Genomic DNA, 12717 nt, shown 5'->3' on the forward strand with positions numbered 1-12717 from the left:
TTATTACGCATCATCGCCAAACCAACAGATATTTCGGGCAGCCATGATGAGCTCGCCTGTTTTCTCATCATTCAAACCTTCAATATCAGATAGGTCGTCGATACCCTGCTCGGCAAGATCTTCCAGCGTATAGATGCCACGGGCAGCCAGGTCAAATGCCAGAGTACGATTCATACCAGTCAGATTTAACAACTCTTCAGTTGGTTGTTTATCACTGAGGCTTTCTTTCTGAGCCAGTTCCAGAGTAGTTAAAGCAGCTTTCGCACGTTCACGCAGGACTTCGATAGTTTCCTCATCAAGGCCTTCAATTTCCAGAAGTTCCTTAATTGGTACATAGGCCAATTCTTCCAGAGTTGAGAACCCTTCTTCGACTAGAACGGTAGCAAATTCTTCATCAATATCGAGATGCTTAGTGAATGTATCAATAGAAGCATGAGCTTCTGCCTGATGTTTTGCTTGTAACTCTTCAGCAGTCATGACATTTAATTCCCATTTGTCATCACCACGGTGTTTTTTCAACAACTGCGCAGCCAGACGCACATTTTGACCATTACGGCCAATAGCCTGCGCTAAGTTGTTGCTTTCAACGGCAACATCCATCGTACACTTGTCTTCGTCGACAACAATAGATGCAACATCAGCCGGAGCCATAGCATTAATGACAAACTGAACAGGATTATCATCCCACAGTACGATATCGATTCGTTCGCCGCCCAGTTCACTGGAAACAGCCTGTACTCGCGCACCACGCATGCCAACGCAAGCACCTACCGGATCGATACGCTTGTCATTCGTTTTTACTGCAATCTTAGCGCGAGAGCCCGGATCTCGGGCAGCAGCTTTAATTTCAATTAGCTCCTCACCAATTTCCGGAACCTCAATACGGAACAGTTCAACCAGCATTTCCGGGCGGGAACGACTGACAAACAGTTGCGCACCTCGCGCTTCAGGACGAACATCATACAGTACACCACGCACTCGGTCACCTGGGCGGAAATTTTCCCTTGGTAACATATCTTCGCGAAGGATAACGGCTTCAGCATTATTGCCCAAATCAAGAGTGATATTCTCACGATTGACTTTCTTAACTACACTGGTGATGATCTCACCTTGCTGTTCGCGAAACTGGTCAACAACCATAGCGCGCTCAGCCTCACGTACTTTTTGTACAATAACCTGTTTAGCGGTTTGCGTTGTAATACGATCAAACGTTACTGATTCAATTTGATCTTCGGTATAGCTACCCAAATCGATTTCAGGCTCTTCAAATCTAGCCGCTTCCAGCGTAATTTCACGAGTCGGCTGAGTCACTTCTTCAACAACTAACCAACGGCGGAAAGTGTCAAAATCGCCAGATTTACGGTCAATGCTGACACGAACATCAATATCTTGTTCATATTTTTTCTTGGTGGCTGTGGCCAATGCTGTTTCCAGCGCCTCGAAGATCTTTTCGCGTGGAAGGGATTTTTCGTTGGAAACCGCTTCCACAACAGCCAGAATTTCTTTATTCATCCTAGTTGCCTCATCCGAACTTTAAAAGTGGGGTACCAGGTTCGCTTTCTGGATGTTGCTCAGTGCGAACACTTCATCTTTTCCATCCACCGTAACCGTGATAATTTCGCCGTCGACAGTTTTGATAATGCCCAGCCATTTCCGACGGTTTTGCATTGCTATACGTAAAACCAGACTGACTTCCTCACCAATAAAACGCTGGTAATGTTCAGCCGTGAACAATGGACGCTCTAAGCCAGGTGAAGAAATTTCCAGGTTATAAAGCACTGAGATAGGATCTTCGACATCCAATACCGCACTGACCTGGTGGCTAACATCAGCACAATCATCAACAGTGATACCATTCTCACTATCAATATAAATCCGCAATGTAGAAACACGTGCACGAATAAACTCCAAGCCGACTAACTCAAAGCCTAAAGCTTCAACTGGTGCTGAAATCATCGCTGTTAATTTTTGCTCTAATGTGGACAAGCCCACCCCCAAGACATAAAAAAAGGGCTAATTAGCCCAGTAGTTCTGTTGTCAAATAACAAAAAACCCCGAAATTCGGGGCTTTATGCAACTGGACCCTATTTGCTGCCAGTGGCTTCAACCACTCACTTTATGCCCCTTTAAATCAGAACCAATATTTCAAATATTGCTGAATTATTTCGTTCAAAAAGGTGCATCTTAATTTAAGAAGTGGTTGCGGGAGCCGGATTTGAACCGACGACCTTCGGGTTATGAGCCCGACGAGCTACCATGCTGCTCCATCCCGCGTTCGAAAACGTGGCAAATATTACGCCGATAGCTGCAAAAACGCAAGCTATCCGAATAATGGTACCGAGGACGGGACTTGAACCCGTAAGCCCTAGTGTGGGCACTACCACCTCAAGGTAGCGTGTCTACCAATTTCACCACCTCGGCACTACTATGAGGTTATCGCTGATTAAACAACCCCATTTCAATTCTTTCTTGTGACGATTACTGCGGAATATCACTATTTGGTGCTGCCGGTGCCGTCGGAGTCTCCATCGGTTTCTCAGCTTTAACAGGCTCGCCAATGTTCTCCCATTTACTGCTTACACCCGTTTGGTTACTTGTCATATTTCCAAGCACCAAACTAATAATAAAAAACAGAGTGGCGAAAAGCGCAGTCATACGAGTCATAAAGTTACCAGAGCCCGATGAACCAAACAGCGTTGCAGAGGCACCCGCACCAAAGGAAGCACCCATATCAGCACCTTTACCCTGCTGTAGCATAACCAAGGCAATTAGCCCTATAGCAACTAGCAAGAAAACAACTAAAAGAGCTTCATACATATGTCGTACCTATGTCCTCGTGGGGTTTACCACGGTTTACGTGGCTACCTTATACTGCATCACCCACTCAAACAGGCTAATCACCTGACCGAGTGGGTCTGAATACTAACCAAACCACATCTGATACGCAAGGTTAATTTCAATAATCAGAATTACTTGAAGAAAAAAACAACAAATTAACCAGCGTGTTTCACTGCATCAGCAATACGATGGGCCAAAGCAGTGACTTGTACATCATCTTCACCCTCTACCATGACACGAATCAATGGCTCAGTACCAGATTTACGTAACAATACCCGTCCACGGCCATTTAATTCAGCTTCAACAGATTTAGTAGTATTCATTACGCTTTCCGATTTAAGTGGATCGTGTGAACCGGAGAAACGAACATTTACCAGCACCTGCGGCAAAAGTTTCATACCACTACACAGATCGTGCAAACTCATATGGTTACGTACCATAGCACTCAGAATCTGAAGGCCAGCAACAATGCCGTCACCCGTAGTTGTTTTATCCAGTAAGATAACATGACCAGAGTTTTCGGCCCCTAAACGCCAGCCTTCTTCCTGCAATTTTTCCAGCACATAACGGTCACCCACTTTAGTACGCAAAAATGGAATACCAAGCTGCATCAATGCTAACTCCAATCCCATATTACTCATCAGCGTACCAACAACGCCACCACGCAGTTGTCCTTGTCTCAATGCTTCACGGGCAATAATATAAAGGATCTGGTCGCCATCAACTTTCTGTCCCAAATGGTCAACCATAATAACGCGATCACCATCACCATCAAATGCCAAGCCAACATCTGCTTTCTCTTCTACAACACGTTGTTGCAACAAACGAACATCGGTAGCACCGCACTTTTCATTAATATTGATACCGTTTGGTTCACAGCCAATCGTCACAACATCAGCCCCTAGTTCTCTGAGTACATTTGGAGCAATGTGGTAAGTCGCACCGTTAGCGCAATCAAGTACAATTTTCAATCCATTAAGACTTTGCTCACTTGGAAATGTACCTTTACAGAATTCGATATAACGACCAGCAGCATCAACAATACGATTTGCGCGCCCTAACTCTGCGGATTCCACACAAGTCAGTGGCTTTTCCATTTCAGCCTCAATCGCTTCTTCCACATCATCCGGCAGTTTCGTACCATCAATAGAGAAGAATTTAATACCGTTATCATAATAAGGATTATGAGAAGCAGAGATAACAATTCCAGCTTCAGCACGGAAAGTTCGGGTCAGATAAGCAACAGCAGGTGTTGGCATAGGACCAGTGAACGAAGCAGATAAACCAGCCGCAGCTAAACCTGCTTCTAAAGAAGATTCCAGCATATAGCCAGAAATACGGGTATCTTTACCGATAATGATCTTACGAGAACCATGACGAGCCAGTACCTTACCCGCAGCCCAACCAAGCTTTAACACAAAATCTGGCGTAATTGGGCTATCGCCCACTTTGCCACGGATACCATCGGTACCAAAATATTTGCGGTTACTCATAATTTCTTTTCTTCCTTCGCTGAAAGTGTTGCTCCGACAATGTGCATTGCCTGCACGGTTTCTTTGACATCATGTACCCGGATAATTTGCGCTCCTTGCATAGCAGCGATAACTGCGCAAGCTACACTACCGATAACCCTTTCTTGTGGCGGCACATGAAGCAACTGACCTATCATAGATTTACGTGACATTCCTGCTAGCACAGGTAAACCAAATTGATGAAATTGGTTTAAATGTGCCAGTAACTGATAATTATGCGTCAAGTTCTTGCCAAAACCGAAGCCAGGATCAAGAACAAGTTTATCTTTTGTTATCCCTGCCATCACACAACGTTTAATTTGCTCAGTAAAAAATTGGTTCACTTCTATTAACAAATTTTCATAATGTGGAGCATCCTGCATAGTACGTGGTTGGCCTTTCATATGCATCAAGCAAACGGGTAAGCCAGATTTAGCTACGCTTTCCAAAGCACTAGGCTCTTGTAATGCACGAATATCGTTAATCAAATGGGCGCCAGCTTTTGCTGACTCACTCATCACCAATGCTTTCGAGGTATCAACAGAAATCCAGATATTAAATCGTTGAGCTAAAGCCTCAACAACCGGAACAACACGATCCACTTCTTCTTGTTCACTAACTTCATCAGCTCCCGGACGGGTAGATTCCCCACCGATATCAATGATCGCAGCGCCTTCATTAATCATCTTCTCAGCATGTTGTAAGGCCATATCCAGAGTATTATGAGCCCTACCATCAGAAAATGAATCTGGAGTCACATTCAAAATACCCATTACTTGTGGGCGGGAAAGATCGAGAACATTGTCTCTGGCTCTGAGTTTCATGTTAGGTTACCTTCAATGTCAAAACCCCAGGACTTACCTGGGGTTTCATGAATATCAAATCAGACTACGAAACAATGGAACAATTACTGATCTTTATTTCCTGACTGCCCTACTTGCTCACCACCTTGCGCCAATGTATTGATATCATCAGTTGGTTTTGCAGCCTGTGGAGGAGGTGTATTACCTGTTGAGCGACTGCTATTACTGCTGCCGCTATCACTTTCCCATCCTGCTGGTGGACGAACATTTGTACGATTCATTAAGTCATCAATCTGGGGAGCATCAATAGTCTCGTACTTCATCAATGCATCTTTCATCGAATGCAGAATATCAAGGTTGTTCATCAGAATCTGACGAGCACGTTGATAGTTATGATCGATAATTGCCTTAACTTCCTGATCAATAAGACGAGCAGTTTCATCAGACATGTGTTTAGCTTTAGCAACTGAACGGCCAAGGAACACTTCTCCTTCTTCCTCTGCATAGAGTAATGGGCCAAGTTTTTCCGAGAACCCCCACTGAGTTACCATGTTACGGGCAATTGATGTCGCCACTTTGATATCGTTAGATGCACCAGTAGAAACGCTGTCTGGGCCATAAATAATCTCTTCCGCCAGACGACCTCCATATAAGGTTGAAATCTGGCTTTCCAACTTCTGGCGACTAGCGCTGATCTGATCGCCTTCCGGTAGGAAAAAAGTCACACCCAAAGCGCGACCTCGCGGAATAATGGTAACTTTATGAACAGGATCATGCTCAGGAACCAGACGGCCAATAATGGCATGGCCTGCTTCATGATAAGCAGTTGATTCTTTTTGCTCTTCCGTCATCACCATAGAGCGGCGTTCTGCGCCCATCATGATTTTGTCTTTCGCTTTTTCGAATTCAACCATAGAAACTACGCGTCTGTTACCACGGGCAGCAAACAAAGCAGCTTCGTTCACTAGGTTAGCCAAATCAGCACCAGAGAATCCAGGAGTACCGCGAGCAATGACAGAAGCATCAACATCAGTATCCAGAGGAACCCGGCGCATATGAACCTTCAGAATCTGCTCGCGACCACGTACGTCTGGCAAACCAACAACAACCTGACGGTCAAAACGACCAGGACGCAACAACGCAGGATCAAGTACGTCGGGACGGTTAGTCGCGGCAATAACGATAATACCCTCATTGCCTTCAAAACCATCCATCTCAACTAGCATCTGGTTCAGAGTCTGCTCACGTTCATCATGACCCCCACCCAAACCAGCACCACGCTGACGGCCCACCGCATCAATCTCATCAATAAAGATGATACAAGGTGCTGCTTTCTTCGCCTGCTCGAACATATCACGAACACGGGATGCGCCAACACCAACAAACATTTCAACAAAGTCAGAACCAGAGATAGTAAAGAACGGCACTTTCGCTTCACCAGCAATTGCTTTTGCCAGTAAAGTCTTACCCGTACCCGGAGGCCCAACCATCAGAATACCTTTCGGAATTTTTCCACCTAACTTCTGAAAGCGGCCTGGTTCTCGCAGATATTCCACCAGTTCACCAACTTCTTCTTTCGCTTCGTCGCAACCAGCAACATCAGCAAAAGTGGTTTTAATCTGATCTTCTGTCAGCATACGGGCCTTGCTTTTACCAAAAGACATTGCCCCTTTACCGCCACCACCCTGCATCTGACGCATAAAGAAAATCCAGACCCCAATAAGCAGTAACATCGGGAACCAGGAAATGAAAATAGAAGTTAGCAGACTTGGTTCCTCTGGGGGTTCACCAACCACTTTTACGTTTTTATTCAGTAACGTATCTAGCAGTTTTTCATCCTGTACTGGTAGGTAAGTGGTGTATCTGCTGTTATCTTTCCTACTAACGTTAATTTCACGACCTGTGATACGAACTTCGCGCACCTGATCCTGGGCTAATTCATTGATGAAGGTAGAGTAATCCACCCTACGACTATTGGAATCGCTGGGACCAAAACTCTGGAATAACGACATCAGCACAACTGCGATAACTAACCAGAGAATCAGGTTTTTCGCCATGTCACTCAAGGGATTAACCTCATATTACAACTGTGTTAACAAATAGCATTCAGGGTACTATAGTTTCCGCCCTGTCGCTACAATGTATACTTCACGCGATCGGGCCCGCGAAGCGTCTGGCTTACGAATTTTCACGTTCGTAAATAGGGAGCGCATTTCCCTCAGGTATTCATCAAAGCCCTCTCCCTGAAACACTTTGACAATAAAACTCCCCCCAGGGGCCAGCACATCACGACACATATCTAACGCCAATTCAACCAGATACATGGATCGAGGAATATCGACCGCAGGTGTTCCGCTCATATTGGGTGCCATATCCGACATGACGACCTGGACTTTGTTATCACCAACTCGTTCAAGCAATGTTTTCAATACAAGTTCATCACGAAAATCACCCTGAAGGAAATCGACGCCAACAATGGGATCCATCGGTAAAAGATCACAGGCAATCACTCGCCCATTATCACTAATTTGACTCACTGCGTACTGAGACCATCCACCAGGAGCTGCGCCTAAATCGACAACGGTCATGCCAGGCTTAAAAATTTTGTCACTTTGTTGAATTTCATCAAGTTTAAACCAAGCGCGAGAACGAAGCCCTTTTTTCTGTGCTTGCAGAACATATTTATCACTAAAGTGTTCTTGTAACCAGCGACTGGAGCTTGCCGAACGTTTTTTATTGGCCATTGTCCTTTCCAACTATACTACGAATAAAGAGCCAGATATCTATTGCTCCATACACCAAAACCACAACACACTATTTATGGTGATAGAGATGAGATGGCGGTAGAATGTCTCGTTTTCAATCCTAACTAAGCAAAAAAACAATGGCCCTTAACAAAAAACAAGTACAACACCTGAAAAGTCTCGCTCACCCGCTAAAACCTGTCGTCATGATTGGTAATAACGGCCTGACCGAGGGTGTGTTGGCCGAAATTGAACAAACGCTGTCACACCATGAGCTTATCAAAGTCAAAATCGCAGGCGAAGATCGCGAAACCAAAAATTTGATCGCCGATGCAATTGTCCGCGAGACCGGTGCATATAATGTGCAAATTATCGGTAAAACTCTAGTTCTTTACCGCCAATCGGAAGAACGCAAAATTATTTTACCTAAATAATCAAACCACATTTATATAAAATGCGGTGCGCATATTATGATAAAAAAGGCCATATTCGGCCTTTTTTACTTTTCCACGATCCTTATGTAACTTTACCTAACGTAAATCAATAGCAACAGGCCAATCCCGAAGTTAAATATATTCAACTTTCAGGATTTCATATTCAACTTCACCACCTGGTGTTTTGATAATAACAACGTCATCAACTTCTTTACCTATCAAACCACGGGCAATTGGTGAATTCACTGAGATTAAATTTTCTTTAATATCCGCCTCATCATCACCCACAATCCGGTAAGTCTGCTCTTCATCAGTATTAACATTCAAAACCGTAACTGTAGTCCCAAAAATAACACGTCCAGCCTTGGGCATCTTTGTGACATCAATCACTTGTGCATTAGAAAGTTTAGCTTCGATTTCCTGAATACGGCCTTCGCAGAAACCTTGTTGTTCACGAGCAGCATGATACTCAGCGTTTTCTTTCAGATCACCATGTTCACGCGCTTCAGCAATGTCTGAAATAATTTTTGGACGACGTACGTTCTTTAGATAATCTAGCTCTTCGCGCAACTTATCCGCGCCACGTACCGTCATTGGAATCTGTTTCATTTATTAATCCTCTAAATCTTTTCTGAGCAAAAAACCAGCATCATCCTGATGTTTTCAGATAACAGCACAATGAGCACACCTTATCGGGCGGGCTTACAGACAATAAACAATAGTGCAAACCATAGGACTACCCAGAGTTCACAATCATATTTTACATATTAATATATCATTCTAACGTAGACTTGGTGATGGGTCATCGTTTACTTTTCCCCACTTTGCGCCTTAGTATTGTGGTATGTCTACATCCATATGCGAAATTTATGTCCTTCTTTAAAATTGCCGGCAGATTAATTTGCGTTACCGCTCTGTATCTGACTACACCCAACGCAAACGCCACACCTGTTGAGGAATATACGCAATATCTGCCTGATGGTACTAATCTGGCGTTAATCGCTCAAAAAGCGGGTAGCAGTACCCCGTTAATTGATTATCACGGGCAACAAATGGCTCTACCAGCAAGTACGCTGAAAGTTGTCACAGCTCTTGCAGCATTGTTACAACTGGGTAAAGATTATCGCTTTATCACCACACTGGAAAGTCACGGAAAAATTTCAAACGGCGTCCTGAGAGGGAATTTGATTGCTCGTTTTGTCGGAGATCCGACACTGACCCGTCAACAACTTCGCAATATGGTCACAGTTCTGAAACAATCTGGCGTGGAAAAAATTGACGGCGATCTTCTGATAGATGTTTCCACCTTTGCCAGCCACGATAAAGCTCCCGGTTGGGTATGGAATGACATGACCCAATGTTTCAGCGCTCCCCCTGCTGCCGCAATTGTAGATCGAAATTGTTTTTCAGTTTCGCTATATAGTGCTGAACGCCCCGGTGATACTGCATTTATCCGCGTAGCATCCTTTTATCCCGTAAATATGTTCAGCGAAGTTAAAACGTTGGCAAAAGGCTCTCCTGAAAGCCAGTACTGCGAACTGGACGTCGTTCCCGGAGAACTGAACCGTTTTACTCTTACCGGATGCCTTACTCAACGTAGTGAACCGTTGCCACTGGCTTTCGCGATTCAAAATGGTACCAGCTATGCGGGGGCAATCCTCAAAAATGAATTGCAAATTGCAGGAATTGAAATCACAGGTAATCTTAAACGCCAAAGTTTACCAACTGAACCGGGAAAAGTTCTGGCTCAAAATCAATCAGCACCATTACATGATCTGCTGAAAGTCATGCTAAAAAAATCTGACAATATGATTGCTGATACCGTATTTCGGACAATAGGCCGACAACACTTTGATATACCAGGAACCTGGCGTTCAGGCTCTGATGCGGTAAGGCAAGTATTAAAACAAAAAGCGGGTATCGATCTAGGAAATACCGTGATGGTGGATGGCTCAGGATTATCCCGCCATAATCTGATTACTCCAGCAACCATGATGGAAGTATTACAGTTTATTGCTCAACATGATCAAGAATTAGATTTTATTTCCATGCTGCCATTAGCGGGTCATGATGGCACATTAAGATACCGAGGAGGGCTGGACGAAGCAGGAGTAAACGGAAAAGTTTCGGCTAAAACCGGTGCCCTGCAAGGAGTTTATAACTTAGCTGGCTTTATAACCACTGCTAGCGGTCAACAAGTTGCTTTCGTACAATTTATTTCTGCTTACGCCGTACCGCCAAAAGAGCATCGCAACCGTCGGGCCCCTTTGATTCGATTCGAAAGCAGGCTGTATAAAGATTTATACCAACACAACTGATAAAATTGGCGCCACAAAGATGGCGCCCTTAGCTATGATGAGAAAGTGAAAAAATCAGTGTTTGTAAATAACTTCAACGCCTTCATCGTCATCTTCGTCCCAATCGTCATCCCAGTCATCGTCTATTTCCGAAACCTGTTCCAATTGCTTCTTATGGTAGTCATCCCACATGAATTCAACTTTCTCAGGCTGAGCTTCACCTTCTGTTCTGCTCATATTACGAGGCTGAGTTTTCATAAACTCCATAATATCCCAGCAAAGCGCTTTAACTCCCAGGCGATTTATCGCTGAGATCACATAAAAGTCGCCTTCCCAACCCAATTCATCAGCAATAGCTTGGGCACGCTGTCTAGCTTCTTCTGGCTCCAACAGATCAACTTTATTGAACACCAACCAACGTGGTTTCTCTGCCAATTTTTCACTGTATTGCTGTAGCTCGTTGACAATAATCCGGGCATTTTCAACAGGATCTGATTCATCAACAGGACAAATATCGATTAAGTGCAGCAATACCCGGCAACGTTCCAGATGTTTCAAGAAGCGAATACCCAAGCCAGCGCCATCGGAAGCACCTTCAATGAGCCCTGGAATATCAGCCACAACGAAACTTTGTTCGTTATCCATCCTTACTACACCCAAGCTTGGTACCAGAGTGGTAAATGGATAATCTGCAACTTTTGGTTTAGCGGCAGAAACAGCACGGATAAAGGTGGATTTGCCTGCATTTGGCATCCCTAGCATACCAACATCTGCCAACAACATCAGTTCCAGCATCAATTCACGAGTTTCACCTGAAGTCCCCATCGTTCTTTGACGAGGGGCCCGGTTAACAGAAGATTTAAAGCGGGTATTGCCAAGCCCATGGAATCCACCTTTTGCTACCATTAGACGCTGTTCATGACGAATCATATCGCCTAAAACCTCACCGGTTGCTGCATCACGGACACGGGTCCCAACAGGGACTTTAATCGTGGTATCCTGACCACGCTTGCCTGTACAATCACGGCTTTGGCCATTTTGTCCACGTTCTGCCCGAAAGGATTTTTCAAAACGATAGTCAATCAGTGTATTGAGATTTTCATCTGCTAGCAGATAAACATCCCCACCATCCCCACCATCCCCACCGTCTGGCCCACCTTTCGGAATATATTTTTCACGACGGAAGCTGACACAACCATTGCCACCATCCCCTGCAACAACCAGTATTCTGGCTTCATCTACAAATTTCATATTTTTTCTCCGTATGATAGCCATTACAGTGCTGGACGGCCGTGTTACCCAGAGATGGCGTACTTTAGAATATAAAAAGCCCCGCAACACATGCAGGGCTTCTGATTCGGTTTATAACTCGAAAAACTTATTCAGCTTCGATGCTGATAAATTTGCGGTTTTTCGGGCCTTTAACTTCGAATTTAACTTTCCCGTCAGCTAATGCGAACAGGGTGTGATCACGACCACAACCAACGTTATCGCCAGCGTGGAATTTAGTACCACGTTGACGAACAATGATGCTGCCTGCTAATACAGACTCGCCACCAAAACGTTTTACACCCAGACGTTTGCTTTCAGAATCGCGGCCATTACGAGTTGAGCCGCCAGCCTTTTTGTGTGCCATTAATCTGCTCTCCTAAATCTTAAGCGATGCCAGTGATTTTAACATCGGTGAACCACTGACGGTGGCCTTGCTGCTTACGGCTGTGTTTACGACGACGAAACTTAACGATTTTAATTTTCTCGCCACGACCGTGGGCAACCACTTCAGCTTTGATTTTAACGCCTTCAACGACAGGAGCGCCGATTTTGATGTCATCACCATTAGCGACCATCAGAACCTGGTCAAACTCAACAGTTTCACCCGTTGCGATGTCCAGCTTTTCCAGGCGAATTGTTTGACCTTCGCTGACTCGGTGTTGTTTACCACCACTTTGGAAAACCGCGTACATATAAACTCCGCTTTCCGCACGCCCCCTTAAATATCATTCCAGAGCGCACTATAAATATTCATAATAGGGCGCGAATTCTACGCAAAAAAGCCTAAGAAGACAAGAGCAGAATTAGAGCAGATGATA

13 protein-coding genes and 2 tRNA genes are annotated in these 12717 nt (G+C 44.6%); 2 read left to right on the top strand and 13 right to left on the bottom strand.

The features are described from left to right. Positions 1-3: 3 nt before the first annotated feature. The 9 genes from nusA to rlmE form a co-directional block, all read right to left on the bottom strand. Entirely contained in the window at positions 4-1512 is a 1509-nt protein-coding gene (gene nusA / locus LG003_RS06230; RefSeq protein WP_112877192.1) for a transcription termination factor NusA, read from the bottom strand. Positions 1513-1533: 21 nt separating this feature from the next. Next, positions 1534-1986 (bottom strand): ribosome maturation factor RimP, encoded by a 453-nt coding sequence (rimP, locus tag LG003_RS06235; RefSeq protein WP_146747889.1) that lies wholly within the window; start codon positions 1984-1986, stop codon positions 1534-1536. A gap of 211 nt (positions 1987-2197) precedes the next feature. Continuing rightward, positions 2198-2274, bottom strand: a tRNA-Met gene (locus LG003_RS06240). 58 nt (positions 2275-2332) lie between these two features. Next, positions 2333-2421, bottom strand: a tRNA-Leu gene (locus LG003_RS06245). Positions 2422-2478: 57 nt separating this feature from the next. Continuing rightward, entirely contained in the window at positions 2479-2817 is a 339-nt protein-coding gene (gene secG / locus LG003_RS06250; protein ID WP_112877190.1) for a preprotein translocase subunit SecG, read from the bottom strand. Between the two features lie 176 nt (positions 2818-2993). After that, entirely contained in the window at positions 2994-4331 is a 1338-nt protein-coding gene (gene glmM / locus LG003_RS06255) for a phosphoglucosamine mutase (RefSeq protein ID WP_262980388.1), read from the bottom strand. After that, a complete protein-coding gene (gene folP, locus LG003_RS06260) occupies positions 4328-5173 on the bottom strand; it encodes a dihydropteroate synthase (protein ID WP_112877188.1) in 846 nt (281 codons plus the stop codon). Before folP ends, glmM begins: the two co-directional genes overlap by 4 nt. Before the next feature lie 83 nt (positions 5174-5256). Then, positions 5257-7218: an ATP-dependent zinc metalloprotease FtsH gene (ftsH, locus tag LG003_RS06265; protein ID WP_192881002.1), complete on the bottom strand. Its 1962-nt coding sequence runs from the start codon at positions 7216-7218 to the stop codon at positions 5257-5259. Between the two features lie 48 nt (positions 7219-7266). Continuing rightward, complete coding sequence (gene rlmE / locus LG003_RS06270; RefSeq protein ID WP_112877186.1) at positions 7267-7896, bottom strand: 23S rRNA (uridine(2552)-2'-O)-methyltransferase RlmE; 630 nt, start codon at positions 7894-7896, stop codon at positions 7267-7269. Between the two features lie 140 nt (positions 7897-8036). Here rlmE and yhbY point away from each other — a divergent pair, with 140 nt between their 5' ends. After that, entirely contained in the window at positions 8037-8330 is a 294-nt protein-coding gene (gene yhbY / locus LG003_RS06275; protein ID WP_112877185.1) for a ribosome assembly RNA-binding protein YhbY, read from the top strand. A gap of 132 nt (positions 8331-8462) precedes the next feature. On the opposite strand, the gene greA is transcribed toward yhbY, so the two are convergent. Further along, the gene (gene greA, locus LG003_RS06280; protein WP_112877184.1) at positions 8463-8939 is read right to left on the bottom strand and encodes a transcription elongation factor GreA; all 477 of its coding nucleotides are present in this window, start codon (positions 8937-8939) and stop codon (positions 8463-8465) included. A gap of 260 nt (positions 8940-9199) precedes the next feature. Here greA and dacB point away from each other — a divergent pair, with 260 nt between their 5' ends. Continuing rightward, positions 9200-10648, top strand: coding sequence for a serine-type D-Ala-D-Ala carboxypeptidase (dacB, locus tag LG003_RS06285; protein WP_262980389.1), 1449 nt, complete (start codon positions 9200-9202; stop codon positions 10646-10648). A gap of 54 nt (positions 10649-10702) precedes the next feature. On the opposite strand, the gene cgtA is transcribed toward dacB, so the two are convergent. The 3 genes from cgtA to rplU all read right to left on the bottom strand — a co-directional run bounded on the left by cgtA (position 10703) and on the right by rplU (position 12591). Further along, the gene (gene cgtA, locus LG003_RS06290; protein ID WP_112877182.1) at positions 10703-11878 is read right to left on the bottom strand and encodes an Obg family GTPase CgtA; all 1176 of its coding nucleotides are present in this window, start codon (positions 11876-11878) and stop codon (positions 10703-10705) included. A 127-nt stretch (positions 11879-12005) separates the two neighbouring features. After that, positions 12006-12263: a 50S ribosomal protein L27 gene (gene rpmA, locus LG003_RS06295; protein ID WP_036776537.1), complete on the bottom strand. Its 258-nt coding sequence runs from the start codon at positions 12261-12263 to the stop codon at positions 12006-12008. 19 nt (positions 12264-12282) lie between these two features. Beyond that, complete coding sequence (gene rplU, locus LG003_RS06300) at positions 12283-12591, bottom strand: 50S ribosomal protein L21 (RefSeq protein WP_011148618.1); 309 nt, start codon at positions 12589-12591, stop codon at positions 12283-12285. Positions 12592-12717: the final 126 nt, after the last annotated feature.

The sequence above is a fragment of the Photorhabdus kleinii genome (assembly GCF_025384885.1).
Classification (GTDB): Bacteria; Pseudomonadota; Gammaproteobacteria; order Enterobacterales; family Enterobacteriaceae; genus Photorhabdus; species Photorhabdus kayaii.

Bases quoted from the DNA above. Each gene is read 5' to 3' on its own strand.
- nusA (WP_112877192.1), bottom strand. From the start codon at position 1,512: ATGAATAAAGAAATTCTGGCTGTTGTGGAAGCGGTTTCCAACGAAAAA.
- secG (WP_112877190.1), bottom strand. From the start codon at position 2,817: ATGTATGAAGCTCTTTTAGTTGTTTTCTTGCTAGTTGCTATAGGGCTA.
- glmM (WP_262980388.1), bottom strand. From the start codon at position 4,331: ATGAGTAACCGCAAATATTTTGGTACCGATGGTATCCGTGGCAAAGTG.
- folP (WP_112877188.1), bottom strand. From the start codon at position 5,173: ATGAAACTCAGAGCCAGAGACAATGTTCTCGATCTTTCCCGCCCACAA.
- rlmE (WP_112877186.1), bottom strand. From the start codon at position 7,896: ATGGCCAATAAAAAACGTTCGGCAAGCTCCAGTCGCTGGTTACAAGAA.
- yhbY (WP_112877185.1), top strand. From the start codon at position 8,037: ATGGCCCTTAACAAAAAACAAGTACAACACCTGAAAAGTCTCGCTCAC.
- greA (WP_112877184.1), bottom strand. From the start codon at position 8,939: ATGAAACAGATTCCAATGACGGTACGTGGCGCGGATAAGTTGCGCGAA.
- dacB (WP_262980389.1), top strand. From the start codon at position 9,200: ATGTCCTTCTTTAAAATTGCCGGCAGATTAATTTGCGTTACCGCTCTG.
- cgtA (WP_112877182.1), bottom strand. From the start codon at position 11,878: ATGAAATTTGTAGATGAAGCCAGAATACTGGTTGTTGCAGGGGATGGT.
- rpmA (WP_036776537.1), bottom strand. From the start codon at position 12,263: ATGGCACACAAAAAGGCTGGCGGCTCAACTCGTAATGGCCGCGATTCT.
- rplU (WP_011148618.1), bottom strand. From the start codon at position 12,591: ATGTACGCGGTTTTCCAAAGTGGTGGTAAACAACACCGAGTCAGCGAA.